Below are 24,941 nucleotides of genomic sequence, written 5' to 3'. Positions count from 1 at the left end.
TCTTCACATAAAAAAAAAACTTATACCAAAATCGCAACTTAAAATAACCTTAAAGTTTAAAAAAAATTTGATTCGCACAATAATAATCTTACTTTTATAACATAAATACCACTACAATAAATTATGAAAGAGCCTAACATCCCGAAAAATGAAACAGAAAGGCTACATGAGCTTGATTCATACAAAATCATTGGTGAGCTTGAAAGTGCTGATTATGATTTTTTGACCCATATGGCTGCTGAAATTTGTGGCACTAAAATTTCTTTAATAAGTTTAATCACCGAAGACAAACAATGGTTTTTATCGCATCATGGTGTAAACGCTAGAGAAACACCAAAAGAATTTGCTTTTTGCGGGCATGCCATCAATACTCCAAACGAATTATTCCTAATTGAAGACGCTACCAAAGACGAGCGATTTTTTGACAACCCTTTAGTAACGGGTGAACCTAAAGTGATTTTTTATGCTGGAATGTCATTGGTAAACGAAAATGGATTTCCTTTAGGCACATTATGTATTATTGACGACAAACCTAAGAAACTTACTAAAAATCAAATTGACTCTCTAAAAATGCTTTCAAATCAAGTAATGAAATTACTTGATTTAAGACGTAAAACATTAGTACTCGATGAGCAAAACACTAAGTTAAAAAAAATCACTGAGCTCTTTAAAGAAAGTCAAAGAACGAATCATGTAGGAGCTTGGGAATTAGATTTAGAAACAGGACAAACCTTATGGACTGAAGAGGTGTATGCTATATATGAAGTCTCTGACGATTTTGATCCTAACAAAGACAAAGCAATCAACTATTACCACCCTGAGGATAGACACATTATTCTTAACGCAATTGAAGAAACGATAAAAACAGGAGAGCCTTATGACGTTATTTGCCGTTTTATTTCAGCAAAAAACAACTTAAAATGGGTACGTTCTTCTGGAAGAGTATGGGAAGAAAAAGATAAAGCAACCAAACTTATTGGTATTTTTCAAGACATCACTGAACGTAAAAACACCGAAGATCAACTTCGTATAAGTGAAGAAGCTTTTAGAGGAAACTTTGAACATGGTGCTATTGGAATGGCATTACTTGATGAGAAAGGGAGATGGCTAAAAGTAAACAAAAAACTTTGTCAAATTTTAGGCTATTCAGATAAAGAATTCATAGACCTTACGTTTCAAGACATTACCCACCCCGAAGACAAAGCTTCTGATTTATTTTTATTAAGAGAATTAATTCAGGGTAAACGCGACAACTATACTTTAGAGAAACGCTATTTTCATAAGAATGGACAAATCGTATATATAATATTAGCCGTTTCTATGGTGAAAAATGATGAAGGCAAACTCTTGTACTTTGTCTCACAGATTATCGACATTACAGCCCTTAAACAGACTGAACTGCAATTAGCGAATATACTATCAAATACACAAGCCATATTAGATGCTAATACACAAGTGGCAATTATAGGAACAAACTTAGAGGGAACGATCAATTTATTCAACAAAGGTGCCGAACAAATGTTAGGTTACAGTGCGGTGGAACTTATTAATAAACAAAATCCTAAAATCCTTTATATAGAAGAGGAAGTAAGAGCCTCCGCTCTAGAACTATCTAATGAATTAGGAGAAAAAATAGAAGGACTTGATGTATTTGTAGCAAAAGCTAAAAAAGGAATCCCTGAAACTAAAGAGTGGACCTACAAAAGAAAAGACGGCACTACTCTCCCTATATTATTATCCATTACAGCTATCAAACACGAAGGTAACATTACAGGGTTTCTTGGTGTAGCTGTTGATATTACTGAAACTAAAAAATCTGAAAAAGAGACACAGGACCTTCTAGAAATTGCAAAATCTCAAAATGATCGATTAAAAAACTTTGCCTATATTGTTTCACACAATTTACGTTCACATTCAGGAGGAATCTCCTCATTAATTGAATTAATCGAGTCGGAATTTCCAACTTTTAGCCAAACAGAAATTTTTGAATATTTAAGAAAATCATCTATAAACCTTACGGAAACCATCAAACACCTTACAGAAGTAGTTCAGATCAATTTATCTAACAAAGAAAAATCGATCTCCACTTATTTGCACCCTGTACTAGAGAGCAACATTAACAGTTTAATGACTCAAGCAAAAAAGGCTAACATTACAATTGTTAATGAAGTTGACACTACTACAATGGTAAAGGCAATACCTGCCTATTTGGATAGTATTGTTATGAATTTCATGACTAATGCTATAAAATACAGTTCAACCGAAAGAGATAGCTATTTGAAAATCATTTCTGAAAAGTCAAATGACTACATTATATTAAAATTCGTTGATAACGGACTTGGTATTAATTTAGAAAAACACGGCGAAAAGCTTTTTGGTATGTATAAAACATTTCACAACCATGCTGACTCAAGAGGTATTGGTTTATTTATCACGAAAAACCAAATTGATGCGATGAATGGTAAAATTGAAGTTGAAAGTGAAATAAACGTAGGTACTACTTTTAAAATATATTTAGAATATGAAAAAAATTGATCAAGTTTGCATTATTGAAGATGACCCAACTCATTTATTTATTACCAAAAAATATATAGAACTTTCAGGATTAGTGGAGAATATCATGGTTTATAAAAACGGGAAAGAAGCCTACGATCAATTAAAAGCTATTATTACTGCCTCACAAAAACTACCTGAAATTATATTATTAGACCTTAATATGCCTATTTGGGATGGATGGCAATTTTTAGAAGAGTTTCTGAAAATTCCAATAGAATCAAAGATTAACATTTTTATATTAACCAGTTCTGTAAATTCTGAAGATAAAATTCATGCAGAGAAATTCAACCTTAACGGTAAATACCTAGTCAAGCCTATCACCCTTGGCGAAATAAAAGCAATATTACAAGAATTATAATTTCTATAAAATTCAAAAAAAGCAACTCCTCTTTTCTTATTCCTCAAAAACAGACTAGAGGCGTTGCTTATTTTTTAGACAGCAACTTTATAGTGTCTCCAACTTGTAGTGATCCATTTTCCTTGGCAATTGCATTTTGACCAAAAATCACTTTATTGCCTGCTTTTTTATATTGAGACAAAGTAAACAAAGGTTCTTTACCTGAAAAAACACCCTTTTCCGGGTTTACGGTAATCATCGCACAACGTCCACTGGGTTTTACACCTTGAAATAAAAGCCTGTCAATACTAAATTCCTTCCAGCTTTCTTCCTCATAAGCTTCTCCTCCTGTGAAAACAAAATTGGGTCGAAATCGTTGAATGGTAACTACATCTACCAATCTACTATTCAAATCATCCAAAGATGATTGTCCAATAATCAAAAATGGAAAACCATCTGAGAAAGACGTAATATCGTCAGAGGTAATAGCAAAATCAGGATCTACTTTTCGTTGACTTTCATCTGGCATATAAACCAGTCGAACAGAAAAACCTAAAATTTGCGAAAACCAATTTGAAACGGATTCTTCTATAATAACGGCTTCAACAGTGTCCTCCCAAACCATAACATTCGTTTTAGAATTGCTATTCTTTTGCGAAAGCAAAATTCTCACATTCAATTCTAAATTATTAGGATGAGTTACTACCAGAAAATCATCTTCTATTTTAATTTGAAACAAGGCTAATTCGGGATAATTTCTTTGATTAATAAAAATCCCTTCATCATCAACCAACATCCATCGTCGATCAAACTCTAATCCACGAGCAGTTACTTGAGATTGTTTTAAAGATATCCCTGCCAGTGATTTTATGGGATAAATCCACAATTCTGAAAGTTGAAGCATATTCTAAATTTTATTTCAAAATTAACAAAGATTTTTTCATTAGTAATCGAAAGTTAGAAATTTAAAGCACCTAGCTTTGAATTCATAAATAAAAGCAACGTAAAACAACACAAACAACTCTATCATAATGCTTTCACCAATAACAGGATATGTAAACTACCATTCAATATATATTCCTACTTAAAATAAAAGCAAATTTAATAAAAGACATGGTTGTCTTTTATTAAATTTACGCTACTTTTGCATCAACATTTAATTAGAATCATTAAAAATAGAAGTTCTAATTAAAATTTTCAATTAATAAAAAAACAGTAATACTTTCGACCCAATCATATTTAAAAAAGGACAAAAAAACCTTTTTATCATTTAATAAAAATTAAACATAAAAGCTCATGCAAAAAGTTTCTCTATCTGAAGACCTAGAATTTAACGACCATAAACCAGCCGTTAAAGCATTATTAAAAACTCCTTACTCAAGTGAAGTTCGGATTTTAATAAAGAAAGACCAGCTAATGAAAGAACATCAGGCTCCATTTCCGATCGTAATTGAAGTTTTTGATGGCGCGATAGAATTTGGTATCAACGGAGAAAATCAAATACTCAACAGAGGAGACATAATCACGCTGGATGCTTCAGTTCCCCACGATTTAAAAGGCATTACAGATTCAATAATTCGTCTTACCATTCACAAACAAGACACTATTGAACGTATTAATTCAATTCTATAATAAATTAAAACAAACAAAAATGAAAAAAACCTGGATAGCATTTATAAGTGTGGTAACAATCTCATTTATAGTCCTCATAGGAGTTGGTAAAGAAGTTTACCAAACACAACCTCCCATTCCCGAAAAAGTAATACTCCAAAGTACAGGAGAAGTTGTTTACACTAAAGAAGACATCCAAATAGGTCAGAATGTTTGGGAATCTATTGGTGGAATGGAAGTGGGATCCATTTGGGGACACGGTAGCTACGTAGCGCCCGATTGGACCGCCGACTGGATACACAAAGAGGCCGTTTTTATGCTTGAACATTGGGCAACAGAATTCAACATGCCTTATGATCAACTTGATGTTGAAAAGAAAGCCGCTCTAAAAGCACGATTAATAAAAGACATTAAAACAAATACCTATGATGAAGGTACAAAAAACTTCACTATATCAGCGGATCGTTTGAATGCCATTAAGAGTAATACGGAACATTACACTAAAATTTTCTCGGAGGGTAAAGAGGAATACGCGATTCCGAGAGGTGCATTGACAGATACCAAAAAATTAGCGCAACTAAATGCCTTTTTATTCTGGACTTCTTGGGCAGCTAGTACCAATAGACCAAATCTTGATTACACCTATACTTCGAACTGGCCACACGAGCCTTTAATAGACAACAACATTACTGATAGTTCTATTATTTGGTCTGGTTTATCAATTGTATTGTTGTTATTATTCATTGGAATATTGACGTATTACTACCTTCTTAATCATGAAAAAGGAGATATCGTTACCAAACCAAAATCAGATCCTTTAGACAATCTGAAATTATTACCGTCTCAAAAAGCGGTTTTAAAATACTTTCTTATTATCTGTTTTCTAATTGCACTGCAAGTTGTATTAGGAATCATAACCGTGCATTATACCGTTGAAGGGCAAGCCTTTTTTGGCTTTGAGATTTCACAATTTCTACCGTATTCAATTACGAGAACATGGCATACTCAGTTGGCCGTTTTTTGGATTGCAGCTACTTGGTTAGCCACAGGATTATTCTTGGCGCCAATGATTTCTGGCAAAGAAATGAAGTATCATATTTTGGGAATTAATTTTCTATTCATTGCATTATTGATTATCGTTCTAGGGTCTATGTTTGGAGAATGGTTAGGGGTTCATCAATTTTTGGATTTAACTACCAACTTTTTCTTTGGTCACCAAGGGTATGAATACATGGATTTAGGCCGTTTCTGGCAGATTTTATTGGGAGTAGGACTCGTTTTATGGGTACTTATGGTAAGTCAACACATTCTACTTGCTATTCGTAGAAATGACAATTCAAAATCATTGCTAACGATATTATTAATTTCTGTAATGGCAATTGGAATGTTCTTTTTCTCTGGTTTAATGTATGGAGAAAACAGTAGTTTGCCCGTAATTAATTATTGGAGATGGTGGTTGGTTCATCTTTGGGTAGAAGGCTTCTTTGAAGTATTTGCAACGGTAGTTATCGCTTACATTTTCTCTCAATTAAAAATCATTTCAGAAAAAACTGCGGGAAGAGTTTCTGTCGCTTCAGCAACCATCTTTTTAGCTGGAGGAATCCTTGGAACCTTACATCATTTGTATTTTTCTGGAACACCTGTAAAAGCAATTGCGCTTGGCGCCACCTTTAGTGCTCTAGAAGTAGTTCCACTTACTTTAATGGGATTTGAAATTAGAGAAAACTGGAGTTTATTAAAAAGTACGGCTTGGATGCAAAAATACAAATGGCCTATCTTCTTCTTTATTGCGGTTTCTTTTTGGAACTTTTTAGGAGCTGGAGTATTTGGTTTCATCATCAATCCTCCTATTGCTCTCTATTACATACAAGGATTGAACACGACGGCTGTCCATGCACATACGGCATTGTTTGGAGTGTACGGAATGTTGGGAATGGGATTCATTTTGATTTGCTTGCGCTTCTATTCTGATAGAGTTTGGAATGAGAAGAAATTAAAAATTGCTTTTTGGGCATTGAATATTGGTCTTATCGCCATGGTTGTTCTTAGTTTATTACCAATCGGAATTATTCAAGCCTATACTTCTATCACCAAAGGATATTCTTTTGCTAGAGATTCAGAATTACTTTATTCACCAACAATCCAAACATTAAAGTGGATGCGAATGGTTGGAGATATAATCTTCTCGGTGGGTATTTTCTACTTCTGTTGGTTTACGGTAAGTGAAACCATTTATAACTTGAAAAGAAAAGATTAACAACTTCTTTTTATTTCGTAATAAAAAGCCTTTATGGAGAATAGCAATTCTCTATAAAGGCTTTTTTAATTTAATGAAACGAGCACTACAACTACTTTTCTAGTTAGACTTAGTGTCTTCTAAATTATTCAATCCATTTTACATGCTACAATCCATTTAAGTCATCATGTAGTACTTAAAAAAGGCAACTTAACCATGAATTAGACTAGTTCTACTTATATAACAAATAGTGGTCTAATAATTCAAATTAACTCCAAATCCAACTCCCATATCGCTATCATAATGTGTCGTGACGCCAAAGTTTTTGCCAATAATATATTTGAGTCCGCCCATATATTCTTTATCAGTATTGACCATAAATGCCATTCGTAATCTTTTGGTTAATGGAATATCCTCACGCATCAATTGCATTCTTATATTTCCGTCATGAAAAACCTCAGCTTGAAAAATTACCAACATTGGCAACGTATAATTGAAACCCAAACTAGCTTGTATCCGTTTGTCTTTAGTGCTTGTTTGATTAAAAATATTATTTTCCACTTCGTTATGCCCTAATTTCCTGTAACGAGCGTCTAAACCAATAAAAGGCATAAACCACTGATTTTTTCCGATGTACCTACCTATATGTGTTTCTGACTCGTAACCGTGTTCATCATGATACCCCAAACGCCATTCGGTTCCAAAACTCCAACGCGCATTTTGCAGCATTGCTTGTCCATCATTTCCATTGCTAGAAAAATCATTTTCTGCCATAAAATGAGGTTCATTACTTTCGGCCTGTAACTTTTTATATGCTTTTTCTTTATTTGGCAAAAGCGGATTTGGTTCTGAATTTTCATAGCTGAATACTCTATTCATTCCCGCCATCATGTGGTATAAAATATGACAATGAAAAAACCAATCGCCATCAGCATTTGCTTCAAACTCTATTACATCAGTTTCCATTGGCATAATATCTAGAACGTTCTTTAATGGAGCATAGTCCCCTTTTCCGTTCAATACTCTAAAATCATGACCGTGAAGATGCATTGGATGGCGCATCATGGAATTATTATATAATGTAATACGAACAATTTCGCCTTTCTTTATTAAAATCTTATCACTTTCTGAAAGCACTTTGTTATCCATACTCCAAACATAACGGTTCATGTTTCCTGTCAATTCAAAACGAAGTTCGCGAACTGGCGCCTCTTTTGGCAAAGTGGTTACTGTTGGAGATTTTAGCATGCCATAATTCAACGTTACTATTTTGGCTTTTTTAGGATTCGTGTCCATTTTTGAATGATCCATTTTCTGATCTTGATCATCTCCATGATTCATTTTTGAATGGTCCCTATTCATGGAGTTCATTTCATCCTTTTTAGCCCCCTCTTTCTTCATGGCACCGTGATTCATTTTAGAATGATCCATTTTCATGGCACTACCTGTTATTTCCGGATACATAACGGTATTCATATCCATTTTTTGCATGCTCATACTCATTCCCATATCATCCATAGAACCATCCATGTTCATCATGCCATTCATCATTTTCATTCCTGCAAAATAATTTAGTTTTGGCATTGGAACAGCTGCTTTTTTTACACCTTGACCTATAAAAACCGAAGTTGATTTGGTTCTATCTTCAGGTGTAGCCATAAACTCGTAAGCTGTATTGTTCTCTGGAATCGTAACCACCACGTCATAGGTTTCAGAAACGCCAATAATCAAACGATCAACCTCAACTGGCTCCACATCATTACCGTCATTAGCCACTACTGTAATTTTTCCACCTGCATAATTCAACCAAAAATAAGAGGAGGCTCCCCCATTTGAAATTCGCAATCGTACTTTATCACCTCCTTTAAACTCTGATAATTGACTTTGCGGTTTTCCATTAATCAAAAATTTGTCATAATACACATCGCTAACATCCATTGCTAGCATTCGTTTCCACTCGTTGTTCACTTTTGTTTTAAAATGCCCTGCTTTTATAGCTTCGGCATAACTTTGAGTAGTACCTTTTTTGATTGCAAACCAATCCGATGCATTATGCAACATTCGATGCACATTTTCAGGTTTATAATCGGTCCATTCGCTTAAAATAATTGGAACTTGTGGAATATCATCTATGCCTTTACGAAAGGTCGGGTCGTCTGCTTTTTTCTTTAAAATCAAAGAACCATACATCCCTATTTGCTCTTGCAAACCACTATGACTGTGGTACCAATGTGTTCCTGATTGAATGATTGGAAAACGATACACGTGTTCCGTTCCTGGTTTTATGGGCATTTGAGTCAAAAAAGGAACACCATCTTCTTTGTTGGGCAAATACAAACCGTGCCAGTGCAAAGACGTACCTTCTTTCAATTCATTATACACATGGATTTCGGCAATATCACCTTCGGTAAAAGTCAAAGTTGGCATTGGAATTTGTCCATTTACAGCAATAGCATTTTTGGGTTTACCCGTAAAATCAACTATGGTATCTCGAACGTACAAGTCGTAGCGAACAGTCCTTGGCGGTGTATTACTCACTACTTTTTTTATGGTTTCTGTCTTTGTTTTTGGCAAGTCCACGCTGTTCACTTCATGCCCTTTATGATCCTCTTCCTTTATCATTTTCATGTTGCCCTCCTTTATGTCGGTTTTTTTCATGGGCATTGGTTCACTCTTCTTAACTCCAGATTTCTTGACAACTTTGGTCTTTTCCTTTACTAATGTCATTCCACATTTTGGACATTCTCCCGGTGTGAGAGAATGAATTTCGGGATGCATTACACAAGTGTATGATGTTGGCTGTACTTTTTCTGAACTATTCATCTGTTTCACGCCCTGTCCTTCTGCAAGGGAATAAATACTTAGAATGAATACTAATACAATTAATTTTTTCATTTTTATAACTTTAAATTTTTTAATCTCAATGCATTTGCTATAACCGAAACAGAACTAAAACTCATGGCCAAAGCAGCAATCATAGGCGAAAGTAAAATCCCAAAAAACGGATACAACACTCCTGCTGCAATTGGGATACCGAGTACATTATAAAAGAAGGCAAAAAACAAATTTTGATTGATATTTTTCATCACCGCATGACTCAACTTTTTCGACTTTACAATTCCTTGCAAATCGCCTTTTACCAAAGTAATTTTGGCACTTTCAATCGCTACATCAGTGCCGGTCCCCATCGCTATTCCGATATCGGCTTGCGCTAAAGCGGGTGCGTCATTTATACCATCACCAGCCATGGCTACAATTTTGCCTTCGGCTTGCAGTTTTTTAATCACTTTCAGTTTGTCTTCTGGCAAACAACTTGCTACGAAAGAAGTCAAATGCAATTCGTCTGCAACTGCTTTGGCTGTATTTTCATTATCGCCTGTAAGCATTATTACTTCAACTCCTTGACGCATCAATTCTACAATCGCCTCTTTACTAGTTGCTTTTATAGCATCTGAAATGGACACAAAACCAACGCCAACACCATCAACTGAAATATAAGAGACCGTTTTTCCTAGTTTTTGTTCGGCTATGATTTTCGACTCTAAATCGTCTGAGATTATTGAAGCAAATTGCTCCATTAATTTTTTATTCCCCAGTGCTACTTTTTTGCCGTTTACTGTTCCAACAACTCCTTTTCCTGTGATGGATTCAAAATCATTCGATTCTAATAAAACTACTTTTTTCGCTTCCGCAAAATTGACTACGGCTTGTGCCAAAGGATGTTCACTATATTGATTAACTGAAGCTATCATTTGCAACAAATCATCCTCGTTATTTTGAGTCGATAAAACCTTTTCTACCGAAGGTTTTCCTTCAGTAAGCGTTCCTGTTTTATCGGTAATTAATACATCAACCTTATCCATATTTTCTAAGGCTTCGGCATTTTTTATCAAAACTCCTGATTGTGCTCCTTTCCCCACTCCTACCATCACTGACATAGGTGTTGCCAATCCCAAGGCACATGGACAAGCAATAATCAATACTGCCACAGCATTGATAAATCCGTAGATTAAGGCATTGGGTTCTGGGCCAAATTTTGCCCAAACAAAAAATGTAATTACAGCAACCGCAACTACTATAGGTACAAAATACTTAGCGATTCTATCTGCTAATTTTTGAATTGGTGCACGGGAACGACTGGCATCACTCACCATTTGTACAATTTGCGAAAGCAAAGTTTCTGAACCAATTTTTTCTGCCACCATCACAAAAGATTGCGTTCCGTTGATGGTTCCAGCCACAACTGCATCTGCTACTTTTTTGTCAACAGGAATGGGTTCACCCGAAATCATAGATTCATCAATGGTGCTTTCCCCTTGTGTAATTTTACCATCTACCGGAATTTTATCGCCTGGTTTTACTCGGAGTAAATCGCCTTTTTTTATATCGTGAATCGAAATTACTTTGTCTTTTCCATCAATTACCAAAGTGGCTTCTGTAGGTGCTAATTTCAATAATTCTTTGATGGCGCCACTGGTTTTGCTATGTGCTTTGGCTTCTAACAACTGCCCTAATAATACTAATGTTAGGATAACGGTTGTTGCTTCAAAATACAAATGGACTGTACCCATTTCAGTTTTAAACTCAGCCGGAAAAACATCTGGAAAAAACAATCCAAATATACTAAACAGGAAAGCTACCCCAGCACCAATACCGATAAGGGTAAACATATTGAGATTCCATGTTAATACCGATTTCCAAGCACGTTTAAAAAACATCCAAGTGGCATAAAAAACCACAGGAATGGAAAGTCCAAACTGTATCCAGTTCCAAGTAGTATGATTAAAAAGTTTTAACAAAGGATTATTCGGGATCATATCGACCATGGCGATGATAAAAATTGGCAATGTAAAAGCCACTGCAATTTTCATTTTTCGAACCAATTCCAAGTAGGTTTTATTTTCCTCTGAGTCTGACGGTTCCATAGGTACCAAATCCATTCCGCAAATTGAGCAAGAACCAGGAGCATCTTGAATGATTTCGGGATGCATGGGACAAGTATACTGTTGCTTTGTATTTAAGACAGGTTGTTGCACTAAGTCCATTCCACAAACTGGACAATCGCCCGCTTTGTCATAGACTTTATCGCCTTCACAAAACATAGGGCAATAATATTTGCCGGCTGCAACAGTATGTGAGTCTGACATTTTATGATCGTGTGCTGCTCCTGAACTACAACATGATTTTGCTTTTACTGGTTCCTCAACGTTTACTCCCTTATGTGGCTCTTTTTCCATTTCAATGGAATATTTACCCACAGCTGATAAAGCTTCCTGCATTTTTTCTGTCGTAATATGCTTTTCCATCGTGATAATCGCTTGTGGAGGATCAAGAGTAACTGTTGCTTCAATTCCGTTTATTTCATTGAGCGTTTTCTCTACTTTGGTTCTGCAACCATTGCAAGACATTCCTGTTATTTTATAGCTATGTATCATCATCTTTTTATTTAAAGTACTGAAACAAATTTCCGACTTATTTCTTTCTAGGGCATTACACAATTATGGATACGATTTGCATCATTATTACAAACCATCAATTTGATTGCGCTTCTGATTTTTTAAAATTTTAAAATTTGTAGGTGTAGGTCCTATGTGTGTTTTTAACTGGTTGCATATACCAATTGTATATGAAATATAGCCCAAATTCCATTATACTATTTTCATCCTATTCCGATAAATCGGCATAGTCTATCGGTATTATACCAGTAACTCGTAGACTCAATTATGAATTCGTTTGGTATTAAATCCGTAACATTATTAAAATTGAGTAGTATCGCAATTTCATTTAACGTTAATTCATTATAATGAACTACATCAATAATGATGTTCTTGATTTTCTCAATCCACGATCCACATTTCACTTACAATTTACATTGTTTACTTTAAAAAATAACATCTTATTTCTTACTTATACTTCTTTTTAAAAGTTGTGCATTAATCGCTACAATAATAGAACTTAAGCTCATAAAAACAACTCCTAGGGCAGGTCCTAATACAAAACCAGATAAATATAAAACACCTGCTGCTAGTAGTTATTAATTTATTTATTTTCGTTCATCATTCCCATTCCTTTGCTACCCATCATTTTCATACCAGACTGCATACACTCTTTACTCATCATTCCACCCTGCTGCATCATCTGCATCATCGACTGCAACATCTTAGGATCTTTCATCATTTCAGTCATCATTGATTGCATCATAACGTGGTTACCCATCATTCCCTGCATTAAACTTACGGACATTGTGCTGTCTTTCATCATCATTTGCATTCCGTTCCCCCCCATCATATTACCAATCATCATTTTATTCCCTTGCATGTTTACCATGAATTCCGTCATTAAATCGTGGTCGTTTGCAATAGTGCTAAAAAGTTCCTTTCTTGAATTAGGGTTTTCTAAAATTGCTTTGGGGTCTGTTTTTGAATTACAACTACTTAAAGTCACAAACACCATTAGTGATAAAATAATTACATTTGTTTTCATATTGTTTGAATTTGATTAAAAATTATTATTCATTTTAAGATTAATTTGTAGATTTAAGAAAATCTTCACTTATCTTCTTTTTCTATACTGTTGCAGAATCAATACCAACAGTAGTATAATAACCAATATTGCGACCCACCAGTACATATGTGCTCCCATGAAAGAGTAATCATTCATATGCATTTCACCGTTCATTCCATGATCATTCATAATTTTTTCGTATTAGAGTTAAATATTAATGATGTTCTTTATGATCTTCTTTTTTTTCTATTTTTTTCTCTTTCATTTTCTCCATCATATTCATCATTTTCTCGTTTTCCATCAAAGATTTACACATTCCAGACATCATTGCATCATCATTGTTAGCTTTTTCCATCATTTCTGACATCATGTTTTTCATCATTTCAGGATCTTCTTTCATCTTTTCCATCATTTTGGCATGATGTTCTTTCATCATCATCATTTTTCCGCTTTTGCTCTTCATCAATATTCCCATCATCTCTTTTGACATCGTTTCGTCATTGGCAATAGTGGTCATAATTTCGGCTCTTTTATCTGATTTTGACAGTATCTGATTCGTTGATTGACAGGAATGTAATAGTCCAATTAATCCAAATGCAAATAAAAATTTTTGTAGCATTTTCATGGTGTTTTAATTTTTATGATTATTTCATTATTTCGAATGCGAACGATTAGGGTTTCGTAGCGGTAAATGCTTGTTTGCAATATCCTTCATCATGAACATGCAGTAAGGGGAACAATAGGTTACAGTAGTATTTTTGATCCTTAAACTGATTAGTTATTTAAATTCAAAAAATTGCACAATTAATAAGCTATTTGAATTTAAGCTTGACCAAACTTTTAAACAAGTCATAATTCCATTATTTTTCACGCTATGTGCGTTAAAACGGAATTAAACCCCTCCCAAAAATTGGAGAGATTTCTTCCTTGTCCAAGCTTAGTTGTTTGGTCTTAGTTTCCGTTTCCGCAACATGATTTTTTTACTGGTTTCCCTTCTGTTTGGGGTATTTTATTAGAAGGGTTAGCCATAGTTATGGCATAATTTCCAGCTGCGGTTAAAGCTTCCTGTAATTGTTCAGTAGGAATATGGTTTACCATTGTTATAGTAGCTACCGGCGGGTCTAAAGAAACTCTGGCATCAATTCCAACTATAGCATCTAATGTTTTTTCAACCTTGCTACGACAACCATCGCAACTCATTCCGGTAATGTTATAAGAGTGTGTCATTTTTTTGTATTTTTAAATTAGTATCTCAAATATACAAACACATCTACTTTAAGAAGTTACACAATTAAGGATAAAGGTTGTAAGATTACATATCGTCAATCTCTTTTCTCTTTTTATCCTTCAATACTTTGAATTGTGTGGGTGTAAGTCCTGTATTTTTCTTGAACTGATTGCTCAAATGAGCGACACTACTATAATTCAATTGTATTGCAATTTCACTCAAGGTTAATTCATTATAAACCAATAGCTCTTTCACTTTTTCTATTTTTTGACTTATCAAATAATGCTCGATTGTCTTCCCTTCAATTTCAGAAAAGAGTTTACTCAGAGCACTATAATCTTGATGCAACTCAGACACCAAATAATCGGACAAATTGATTTTTAATTTATCGCCATTATAATGCACTAAATCAATAATGAGATTCTTAATTTTCTCAATCGACTGGCTGTTTTTATCATTTAGTAATTCAAATCCAAGGGTAGTGAGATTCTTTTCTACGGTTTCCTTCTCTTCAATAGATAACTCTTTTCCTAAAACCACTTCTCCTAAATTGATCGAAATAACAGGCAATTTCATCTTTTCTAATAAGGACTGAACTGCCATTAGACAGCGATTGCAAACCATGTTCTTGATGTAGATTTTCATTTTTTATGATGTGTAATTTGACTAGAAATAGATTAATTAACTTTTTATTCATTTTCAATAAGAAATGGAAAAAACCATCCCTAAATTGTACTAAATATGGACATTAAGACAAACATAATTACAGATTTCAATAGTTCACAACTCCTTAGAACAATATTATTTAATACTACAAACATCCACTTGGAGCAGTGACATTGTAGATACGTTCTGGCGGGAGAACAAACTGTAAGCAAATAAAACACTCATTATAAAGATTGCTGTGATTTGTACCTTCCTAATCTATTTGATTTCGCGTTTCACCTTCCCACACTTCAACATTTGACTACCGTAGTATGGATTACGAACTTCCTTGCTATTACTCAACCAAGTACTACCTCCATCATACATTGGACAGAAAAACTCATAAAGAGCATCTTTTGTTCCAGTAATTGCCATCATGTCAGTAATATCTTGACTTAATGTTTTGAAGTGTTCTCTTTGGTGATCTATTTGGCTTTTTGCAATATGCTCCGCATGCTCTGTTGCATCATCAATGATGTCTGCTAATTCTTTTTGCTGACCTTTTGTATAAGTTGACTTGTCAAACATCTTTAATGAAGCTTCTAATTTTAAACCTGCTTGAGCGGCCTTTTTAGAATCATCTGCGACTAAAGCTTCTTTTAACATAAAAAAATCAGAAAGTATGGCTTCTGCCTTGCTGTCTTTCATTTTGTCCATTTTCATTTTACTGTGATCCATTTTATGTTTTTCCTGCGCACTGGTAAAACTGAATACTAACAATAGCATTGCTGCTATACTTATTTTTAAATTTTTCATTTTTTTTGTGTTTAGTTATTTTTTAATGCTGTTAAGTATTGAATTATTCGTTGTTTTTGAGTTTCAGAAAATATAGCATTTCTGTGAATAAGGGTATAGGAACTCAAAGGCATTTCGTTATCTTCGATTTGACTTATTATTGATTTCAACTTACTCTTTTTCCTGCGATTTGATAATTCACCCCATTCATTGAAATTTAATTCTGCTTTACCATCTTTAATATGGCTTTCCATAAACCAAGCTCCGGGTTGAATACTACTATACCAAGGGTAATGCGTATTGTTGCTATGGCAATCATAACAAGAAGTTTGTATAGCAGTATTAATTCCTTGAGGAACGTTATTCACTATCATAAAATCTGTTTTGGGTACTTTATCATTTTTATTGCGCGTTGTGGGAATAAATTGAATCCCCACAAACACAATCAATAAAACCAATAAAATGATTTTGAAAATTTTCATTTAGTTTATTTGCTTTTTGATGCTACCACAATTTAGCATTTTTGAACCAAAATAGGGGTTTTTGATGTCTTTTACCTCACTCAACCACATTGCTCCTTTGTTGTTACTTGCCATTGGACAATAATCCTGATAAATTACCTTATCAGTTCCTAACAATATTATAATATCATTAATATCCGTGCTTAATGACTCAAAATGTTCTCTTTGGTGATCAATAGGATTCTTTATAATATGTTCTGCATGTTCTTTTGCGCTTTCTTGAATTTCCATGTATTCTTTATGAGTATCATCAGAAAGCTGAGTCATATCAAATTTAGAAAAAGCGGCTAAAAGTGCGGTACCACCTTTTGCTGTCTTGTCTTTATCATCAGCAACTAGACCATTTTTGATTTCAAAATAAGCATCTAGTATTGCAGCAGTAGCTGTGTTTTTAGTGGTATTTTGAGTTATTTTTCTTTGACCCATGTCTTTCATATCAGAATGATCGTGTCCCTCATGCATTTCTGTGGACATCTCTTCGTTACCCATGGTATCGTGCTCTTGCTCTTTATTATTTTTACAAGAAATGGTGATGCTTATTAAAGCTACTACTAAAATTCCGATTACTTTTTTCATGATTTTTTATTTTAATTTATTTTTAAATTACTTTAGGGTTTCTTTTACTTCTCCACATTTTGACATTGATACTCCAAAATAAGGATTTACTATTTTATCATCTTTACTTAACCAATTAGCGCCTTTATCGCTATTTGCCATCGGGCAAAATTGAACGTATGTACTTTCGTTTAAAGGTTTAAAAGCCTTTGTCATGGCGATCATCACATTAGAAATTGGCTCGAAAGAAGTTCTTATTTCTTTAATATTTTTTGAATCTGCAGCATGAAGAGTATGTTTTTTCAATTGTGTTTGATAATTCATCCATGCAGTATGGGCACCACCTTTGAAAACATTCATATTAATTTTATTTAACGCATTTTCAAATTCAAGAAAAGTCTTTTGTGCCGTTTTAAAATCATCTTTCGTCAAAGCATCTTTTAATTCGAAATAACTTCTATATAAGGGTTGTAAATCATTTTTTGCGTCGGTAGTAATTGAACTGTTAGTATTTTTTGCTACTTTTTGTACACTTTCATTCATTGTCATAGTCGCATTATCATGATTATGTTCCGTACTTGCTTTACTAGCCTCAAGATTCATCATACTAGGTTTCCCTGCTAACTGGGCAGCGGCATCTACATTGAATGTTCCATTGGCGACTATTTCTTCGCCCTCTTCCAAACCTTCTTCAATTATGTAATCATTTCCTAATAACGGACCTAAAGTGACTTCTCTTAATTTGAAACTAATTCCTTTTTCAGATTCGTTTTTTATATATACAATAGAACGTTTACCTGTCCACATTACAGCCGATTTTGGCACGCTTAACGTTGACTTACTCACATCTACTTTTGTTTTTACAGTACCCGAAACAAACATTTCTGGTTTTAATTTTAATCCACTATTCGCAACCTCAACCCTTGCTTTTGCTATTCTAGTCATTGGATTAATAAAAGGATCTATGAAAGCTATAGTGCCAGAGAAATTTTCTCCAGGAAAAGAAGCGATTGTATAGTTGACTTTATTCCCTTTTTTTACCAAACCCAAATCCGATTCATAAATTTCAAAAAGCACCCATACCCTGGATAAATCGGCAACATCATACAAGGTTTGTCCTTTTTGGAGATAATCTCCAAGCTCTACATTTTTTTTAATTATATAACCCGAAACATCGGCGTAGATTGGGAATTTATCTTGAACTTTTCCCGTTGAAATTATATTTTTGATGGTCGCATCGGCTACTTTCCAATTTTTCAATTTAATTTTTACCGATTCAAATAATTGTGGCTGAATGTCTTTTACGCTGTAAGCTTCAATTAATTCTTGCTGGGCACTGGCCAATTCAGGGGAATATACATAAGCAACTACTTGTCCTTTTTTGACATATTCACCTACGAATGAAACTTGAATTTTTTCGATTCTTCCTGGAATGTGTGAAGATTGGCTGTAAACAGCTTTTTCATTGACTTCAATTTTACCGTTTAAAGAAACTTCCTTAATTCCATCTGTATTTCCAACCTTATAAGTTGAAATTCCCGCTATAATCATGGCTGACTCTGACATGCTGATCGCATCTGGATCAGCACTATCATTACCTGACTCTAACGGAATTAAATCCATTCCACAAATAGGACAGTCACCAGCCTCAGGCTGTCTAATTTGAGGATGCATCGAACAGGTCCAAACCTCTACTTCTGAACTGACTTCTGTTTTTTCTTCTTCTTTTGAATCTCCGCCAAACAGCAAAGCACCAAGTAAAACCCCAAAAATCAGAGTGATTAGTATTACTATTTTCGTTTTTTTATCTATAATCATGATTAAAATTGTTTTGCTGTTAAATAATCTAACTCAGCTAGCTTGATATGGTAAGAAGTACGACTTGACAATTGCATTTTTTGATATTTTAAAAGTTCTTGTTGCATGCGCAAAACTTCTTCAAAATCTTTATTTGCATTACTATAATAAGTTAATAATAGGTTCAAACTTTTAGAAAGCGTGACTACTTGTTCTTCGTATAATTTTAATAAATCACGTTCTTTTTCAAGTTCAAACACAAACTTGTAGTAAGTCCCATTTAATTTATCCTCGACTGCTTCTTTTTGGAACGAATAGCTCTCTTGCATTAATTTAGCTTCACTAATGGCAGCATTATATTTTTTTCTAAAAATGGGTAAACTAACCGTTACCATGGGCATAATAACATCTTTACCCGAATCTGGAGAGTTATTCATTCCTGTACCTACAAAAACATAATCTAGTCCCAGACCTAGTTTAGGCGAACCTTGTTTTTTTGCCACCTCAATTCCTGCTTCAGAGGCTTGCTTTTTTAATTCCAATTCTTGTAACATTGGATTAGTACTTATAGCATCCTTACGATAATTAACAGGCAAATCACTTACGGTAATCTCCCTAGAAACGACAATTGCCTCATCATATTTTCGATTCAAAATACTGTTGAGCCATGATTTGAGTGCCGGCTCTTTTTTGTTTAAAATACCTAAATTAGTTTCGGCGTCTTTTAACATAATATCTACACGCAGTATATCTACTAAATTCCCATTGCCATTTTGGAATTTTGCATTGGCAATTTTTTTATAAGATGTTAAAATTTTGATATTCTCTTGCTCAATCTCCATAAGGTTTCGCAACTCATACAAGGGATAATATACTGTAGCAACTTGATAAAACAACTGGTTTTTGGTATTCAAAAAAGCTTGATATTTGCTTTCTGCCATTAAGGTTGCTGCATTTTTCTGTGCTTTTAAAGTTCCAAACCAAGGAAACATTTGCGAAAGCGAAAAACGCAAATTTTGCGGCCCAAGCCTGGTTTCTACAGGGGAAATAAAATACCCCATTGATAGACTTGGATCTGCTAATGAACTCACTTGTGGAATCCGCTGCAATGCGGCTTCAAACTCTTTATACTTCGCTTTTAGCTCCGGATTATTTTCGGCCGCAATAGTATAGTAATCGTTTATTGATTGTCCACTAGCATTGAAAGCCAACAACAAAACCGTTATAATTAGTATTTTACGCATCTCTCTTTTCTTTATTTTTGATTACCGTTTCTCTCCAATAGGCTTGTAATACAGGCACAACAAACATGGTCATGATTTGTATTGTCATCCCACCAAATGTTGGTATAGCCATTGGAATCATAATATCTGAACCTTTACCCGTAGAAGTTAGCACAGGAAGCAATGCAATAATCGTTGTCGCTGCTGTCATAACCGCAGGTCTAACCCTCATTTTTCCAGCTTCGACAACTGCATCCCGAACTTCGGTAACCGTTTGCGGATTTTTCTCTTCAAACACTTGATGGATATAAGATCCCATAATTACACCATCATCGGTTGCAATACCAAATAACGCGATAAAGCCGACCCAAACTGCCACACTTAAATTTATGGGGTGTACCTGAAATAAATCACGCATATTAACTTCTGCAATTGAAAAATTCAGAAACCAATCTTGTCCGTATAACCAAAGCATGATAAAGCCTCCTGCGAACGCAACAAACACACCCGAAAAATGGATTGACGACGCTATGATGGTTTTGAATTGAAAAAACAACAACAAAAAGATAACCACTAAACAAATCGGAATTACAATGGATAGCCTTTTCATTGCTCTAATTTGGTTTTCGTAACTCCCCGAGAATTTATAACTAATTCCTTGTGGAACTTTTAACTCCCCCGAATCGATTTTAGCCTGAATTGTTTTTTGAGCATCATTAACGACATCCACTTCTGCAAAACCATCATTTTTGTCGAATAGTACGAATCCAACCAAAAAGGTATCTTCACTTTTAATTGCTTGTGGACCTTTTTTATATTCAAATGCTACTAATTGACCAAGCGGAATTTGTGCTCCAGTAGGTGTTGCAACCAAAATTTTACCTAAAGCTTCAGGACTATCTCTTAATTCTCTAGGATAACGTACCCGTATTGGGTAACGCTCCCTTCCTTCTACTGTTGATGCTATTTTCATCCCTCCAATAGCTGTTTCAATTGTTTGCTGAATATCTTCTACACTTAAACCATAACGGGATATTTTCTCACGATCTATGTTTAAATGTAAATAAGGCTTACCAACAATTCTATCAGCAAATACGGCTTCTTTTTTTACAGAAGGTACATCTTTAATAATAGATTCAAGTTCTAAACCGAAATCTTGTATCGTTTTTAAATCTGGACCAAACACCTTTATTCCCATAGGCGCTCTCATTCCTGTTTGAAGCATTACCAAACGGGTTTCTATAGGCTGCAATTTTGGAGCTGATGTTACACCAGGTATTTTAGCTGCTTTTACAATTTCGTTCCAAATATCATCTGGAGATTTAATTATATCGCGCCAATTTCTATAGAAAGTACCGTCTTCATCTGGGATTAAGTTTTCAATAGAAATGGCTTGTTTCAAAGCTTGTTCATGAGTCAAACTATCTCCAGATTTAGTCACAAACCGATTATTTTTATCTGTTTTAAATCGCATTCGATGCCCCTTAGCATCCAAAATATATTCTGGTTTGTAATTGATAATATTCTCATACATAGAAATTGGTGCTGGATCCAAAGCACTTTCTACGCGACCTAATTTACCAACGGCCATATCTACCTCTGGAATATGATTTAGAATCATATCAAGTTGGCCAACTACTTTCCTATTTTGTTCTATACCTGCATGCGGCATTGAAGTTGGCATCAATAAATAACTACCCTCATTAAGTGTTGGCATAAATTCTGAACCAATTCCTGGGAAAGTATGTGAAGGTGCTGACCAAACTTTGGAACTTCTAATATCCCATCCTATTTTATCAAAACCTTTTGCAACAAAACCAAATGTACTATCAAAACCAATCCATACTAGAATACCAAAAAACAAAGTAACAAGTGGCAGTAACATAAACTTCCCTTTGTTTTCCAAACACCAACGAAGCAGTTGTTCATAATATTTCACAATACCTAATAAAGCAGATAATATAATACCTAACAAAGCAATTACAAATAGATAATTACCAACAACACTTATTTGCGGGCCTAACGGCATCCATTCTTGGGTTAAGAAAAAAGAAACTATAAATAAGACTACTACCAAGTTAAAGTGCTTCGTATAGGACTGATATTTCTGAGGGATTTTATGATTGAATAAATCATATAGTCCCATAATTGTTAAGGCTAAAGGAAGCCAAATTTCGAAATAAATACTTAGTAGAATTCCACCCGAAATAAATACATAACCCCAAAAACGTTTTACTCTTTTTTTGTCGTAATCAATTCCAAAAATATAATGTGCCAAAGAAGGAAGTACAATTAAACCTAAAACAAAAGCTCCCAACAAAGCAAACGTTTTGGTAAAAGCTAGAGGTCTAAATAATTTCCCTTCGGCAGATTCCATGGCAAAAACAGGTATAAAACTAACGATTGTAGTCGCCAAAGCAGTTGTAATAGCCGAAACAACTTCGGTAGTTGCTTCATAAATCACTTGCATTAATTTTGCACCTTTAGCACCCTGATTTTCTGGCATCTCAAGATGTCGGATAATATTTTCTACAAAAATAACACCTACATCAACCATTACACCAATGGCAATAGCGATACCAGAGAGCGCAACTACATTTGCATCTACGCCAGAATAACGCATGACAATAAAAGTCATAAGCACACCTACAGGCAGTAAACTTGAGATAATCAAAGAAGCTCTTAAATTTAAAACCAACAGTAAAACAACAATGATACTGATGAGTACTTCATGAGACAAAGCGGTTTCTAATGTTCCTATTGTTTCTTGAATTAATTCTGTTCGATCATAAAAAGGAACAATCGTTAATTGGCTCACAACCCCATTGGACAATGTTTTTTTGGGTAAACCCGAAGCTAATTCATTAATCTTAGACTTTACACCATTGATTACTTCTAGTGGATTAGAACCATAACGAGCAATAACCACTCCCCCAACAGCTTCTGCTCCTCCTTTATCTAAAATCCCTCTTCTAGTTTCTGGACCTAATGCAACTACACCAATATCTTTGATGCGTATTGGCACATTATCTTTTACAGCAACAACTGCTAACTCTATGTCTTCTACTTTTTTGACATAACCAAGACCTCTAACCAAATATTCGGCTTGATTGATCTCAATTGTTTTAGCGCCAACATCCTTGTTCGATTTTTGCACCGCAGTCATAACCTGCATCAAGCTTATATTATACGCCTTCAAAGCATCAGGGTTAACGTCAATTTGATATTCTTTTACGAATCCTCCAATAGAAGCTACTTCAGAGACACCTCTCACAGCATTTAAGCCATACTTTATATAGAAATCTTGGGCCGTTCTAATTTCTTGTAAATCCCATCCACCAGTTGGATTACCATTTTTATCTCTACCTTCTACTGTATACCAATACACTTGGCCTAATGCCGTTGCATCTGGACCCAATGACGGTTTTACATTTTCGGGTAGTAGACTATTGGGTAAAGAATTAAGTTTTTCTAGAATTCTAGAACGTGACCAATAAAATTCTATATCATCATCAAAAATGATATAAATACTTGAAAACCCAAATATTGAATTGCTTCTAATGGATTTTACACCAGGAATCCCCAATAAATAGGTCGTCAATGGGTAGGAAATTTGATCCTCGATATCTTGAGGTGACCTACCTTGCCATTGGGTAAAAACAATTTGTTGGTTTTCGCCAATATCAGGAATTGCATCTACTGCAACCGGATCAGAAGGAAAAAAGGGTAATTTCCAACTAAAAGGAGCCGTAGCAATTCCCCACAATATCAGTACCATAAGAATTAGTACTGTTATTAATCTATTCTCTAAGAAATATTTTATTATTTTATTTAACATCTCAATACAACATTTATAACCGATGAAAACTGGTCATTTAACTAATAAAGACTATTAGTTTCCATTTTTCAAATATCCCTCCAAAGAATTGTTACTTCGGTGGAACTGATTAATTAAAATTTCTTAAAGCCTCATTATTCTCTATCATATTGACAACAACTTGGCAGGTTGTCATACCCTTCTTTTTTAGCTTTAAATAGTGCAGTATCATATCCTGATTTAGCAATACGTTTTAGTATTTCTTCTTTATTGGTTTTAGTTTCATCATAGGTTACTGTTGCTATTTTTGTGTCTTTATTCCATTCTACTACCGCAATATCTTTGACATTACCTGCTTTTTCAATAGTTTTTTTACACATTCCACAGTTTCCGCTTATAACGACATTTTCTGTTTTAGTATTTTTAGTTTGTGCTCCCACTGATGTTGATAACAATACAACTATTGCTACCATTATTTTTAATAATGATTTTTTCATTTTACACGATTTTGGCATCCAAAGAAAACTTTTTTTGGATTTGATTTATTCTTAAATATATTTTGATTGATTAACAGCAACAAATAAATCCGAGACCTAGTTAAGAAGGAACATGAAATTTTTATTCGAAAAACTGTTAAGGGAATAGCAAAGCTATAAAATTGACACACTAATGGCTGTCAAGGAATAAATCTAGCTTATTTTAGGAATAAGCCATAAAGAAGAATATCCATCAGATAAAAAAGTAACTGATGTGTAAAACGCTTGCTTTTTGGTAGCAAAAATAAAATTACTTAAATGATTTTCGAATGCAAAAACTACAAACAAACTTGAATTTACTGAGCTAGTGCTACACATAGAATGTCCACATTTTCCATCACAGCTTTTTTTCTTTTCTTTTTTAGAACAAGAATCGGTACCACAACAACTTTTTTTCTCAGTTGCTTTTGCGGTCATTTCTTTGGAACAAGTTTCCTTTGATGAATTAGAATTACCACAAGCTATAGCACTACTAGGCATCAAGAAGACACCTAATAAAACTATAATATATATGTGTATTTTTTTCATTGAGAAACAATATTGAAAACAAAATTACTAAAACTTTTTTGTTTTACACGAA

19 protein-coding genes are annotated in these 24,941 nt (G+C 34.2%); 4 read left to right on the top strand and 15 right to left on the bottom strand.

Annotated features, from left to right (window positions below; genetic code table 11):
* Positions 1 to 123: 123 nt before the first annotated feature.
* Positions 124 to 2,535: a PAS domain S-box protein gene (locus ABZP37_RS06565; RefSeq protein ID WP_366186651.1), complete on the top strand. Its 2,412-nt coding sequence runs from the start codon at positions 124 to 126 to the stop codon at positions 2,533 to 2,535.
* Positions 2,522 to 2,914: a response regulator gene (locus ABZP37_RS06560; RefSeq protein WP_366186649.1), complete on the top strand. Its 393-nt coding sequence runs from the start codon at positions 2,522 to 2,524 to the stop codon at positions 2,912 to 2,914. Before ABZP37_RS06565 ends, ABZP37_RS06560 begins: the two co-directional genes overlap by 14 nt.
* A 67-nt stretch (positions 2,915 to 2,981) precedes the next feature.
* Here the strand turns inward: ABZP37_RS06560 and ABZP37_RS06555 are convergent, their stop codons facing one another.
* Complete coding sequence (locus tag ABZP37_RS06555) at positions 2,982 to 3,797, bottom strand: MOSC N-terminal beta barrel domain-containing protein (RefSeq protein WP_366186647.1); 816 nt, start codon at positions 3,795 to 3,797, stop codon at positions 2,982 to 2,984.
* A 392-nt stretch (positions 3,798 to 4,189) separates the two neighbouring features.
* Between ABZP37_RS06555 and ABZP37_RS06550 the strand changes: the two genes are divergently transcribed.
* Both ABZP37_RS06550 and ABZP37_RS06545 read left to right on the top strand, forming a co-directional pair.
* On the top strand, positions 4,190 to 4,525 hold the full coding sequence (locus tag ABZP37_RS06550) for a cupin (protein ID WP_366186645.1): 336 nt from the start codon (positions 4,190 to 4,192) through the stop codon (positions 4,523 to 4,525).
* A gap of 19 nt (positions 4,526 to 4,544) precedes the next feature.
* On the top strand, positions 4,545 to 6,761 hold the full coding sequence (locus ABZP37_RS06545) for a nitric-oxide reductase large subunit (RefSeq protein WP_366186643.1): 2,217 nt from the start codon (positions 4,545 to 4,547) through the stop codon (positions 6,759 to 6,761).
* 234 nt (positions 6,762 to 6,995) lie between these two features.
* On the opposite strand, the gene ABZP37_RS06540 is transcribed toward ABZP37_RS06545, so the two are convergent.
* The 14 genes from ABZP37_RS06540 to ABZP37_RS06475 all read right to left on the bottom strand — a co-directional run bounded on the left by ABZP37_RS06540 (position 6,996) and on the right by ABZP37_RS06475 (position 24,889).
* Complete coding sequence (locus tag ABZP37_RS06540; RefSeq protein ID WP_366186641.1) at positions 6,996 to 9,635, bottom strand: multicopper oxidase domain-containing protein; 2,640 nt, start codon at positions 9,633 to 9,635, stop codon at positions 6,996 to 6,998.
* A 2-nt stretch (positions 9,636 to 9,637) separates the two neighbouring features.
* Complete coding sequence (locus ABZP37_RS06535) at positions 9,638 to 12,175, bottom strand: heavy metal translocating P-type ATPase (RefSeq protein WP_366187487.1); 2,538 nt, start codon at positions 12,173 to 12,175, stop codon at positions 9,638 to 9,640.
* 604 nt (positions 12,176 to 12,779) lie between these two features.
* A complete protein-coding gene (locus ABZP37_RS06530) occupies positions 12,780 to 13,223 on the bottom strand; it encodes a hypothetical protein (protein ID WP_366186639.1) in 444 nt (147 codons plus the stop codon).
* Positions 13,224 to 13,458: 235 nt separating this feature from the next.
* Positions 13,459 to 13,863, bottom strand: coding sequence for a hypothetical protein (locus ABZP37_RS06525; RefSeq protein ID WP_366186638.1), 405 nt, complete (start codon positions 13,861 to 13,863; stop codon positions 13,459 to 13,461).
* 332 nt (positions 13,864 to 14,195) lie between these two features.
* Complete coding sequence (locus ABZP37_RS06520; RefSeq protein WP_366186636.1) at positions 14,196 to 14,471, bottom strand: heavy metal-associated domain-containing protein; 276 nt, start codon at positions 14,469 to 14,471, stop codon at positions 14,196 to 14,198.
* An 85-nt stretch (positions 14,472 to 14,556) separates the two neighbouring features.
* Positions 14,557 to 15,117, bottom strand: a complete 561-nt coding sequence (locus ABZP37_RS06515) for an AraC family transcriptional regulator (protein WP_366186634.1) — start codon at positions 15,115 to 15,117, stop codon at positions 14,557 to 14,559.
* Between the two features lie 279 nt (positions 15,118 to 15,396).
* The gene (locus tag ABZP37_RS06510) at positions 15,397 to 15,933 is read right to left on the bottom strand and encodes a DUF3347 domain-containing protein (protein ID WP_366186632.1); all 537 of its coding nucleotides are present in this window, start codon (positions 15,931 to 15,933) and stop codon (positions 15,397 to 15,399) included.
* A gap of 11 nt (positions 15,934 to 15,944) precedes the next feature.
* Complete coding sequence (locus ABZP37_RS06505; RefSeq protein WP_366186630.1) at positions 15,945 to 16,394, bottom strand: heme-binding domain-containing protein; 450 nt, start codon at positions 16,392 to 16,394, stop codon at positions 15,945 to 15,947.
* Complete coding sequence (locus tag ABZP37_RS06500; protein WP_366186628.1) at positions 16,395 to 17,009, bottom strand: DUF3347 domain-containing protein; 615 nt, start codon at positions 17,007 to 17,009, stop codon at positions 16,395 to 16,397.
* Between the two features lie 27 nt (positions 17,010 to 17,036).
* Entirely contained in the window at positions 17,037 to 18,806 is a 1,770-nt protein-coding gene (locus ABZP37_RS06495) for an efflux RND transporter periplasmic adaptor subunit (RefSeq protein ID WP_366186626.1), read from the bottom strand.
* 2 nt (positions 18,807 to 18,808) lie between these two features.
* A complete protein-coding gene (locus tag ABZP37_RS06490) occupies positions 18,809 to 20,029 on the bottom strand; it encodes a TolC family protein (RefSeq protein WP_366186624.1) in 1,221 nt (406 codons plus the stop codon).
* On the bottom strand, positions 20,022 to 23,846 hold the full coding sequence (locus ABZP37_RS06485; RefSeq protein WP_366186622.1) for an efflux RND transporter permease subunit: 3,825 nt from the start codon (positions 23,844 to 23,846) through the stop codon (positions 20,022 to 20,024). The genes ABZP37_RS06490 and ABZP37_RS06485 overlap by 8 nt, the downstream gene beginning before the upstream one ends.
* Before the next feature lie 134 nt (positions 23,847 to 23,980).
* Positions 23,981 to 24,322: a cation transporter gene (locus tag ABZP37_RS06480; RefSeq protein WP_366186620.1), complete on the bottom strand. Its 342-nt coding sequence runs from the start codon at positions 24,320 to 24,322 to the stop codon at positions 23,981 to 23,983.
* A gap of 192 nt (positions 24,323 to 24,514) precedes the next feature.
* Positions 24,515 to 24,889, bottom strand: coding sequence for a hypothetical protein (locus ABZP37_RS06475; RefSeq protein ID WP_366186618.1), 375 nt, complete (start codon positions 24,887 to 24,889; stop codon positions 24,515 to 24,517).
* Positions 24,890 to 24,941 lie beyond the last annotated feature (52 nt).

It is taken from the genome of Flavobacterium ovatum (assembly GCF_040703125.1).
GTDB lineage: Bacteria > Bacteroidota > Bacteroidia > Flavobacteriales > Flavobacteriaceae > Flavobacterium > Flavobacterium ovatum.
Note: the sequence above shows the minus strand (reverse complement) of the source record. Positions and strands in the feature narration are given on the sequence as shown.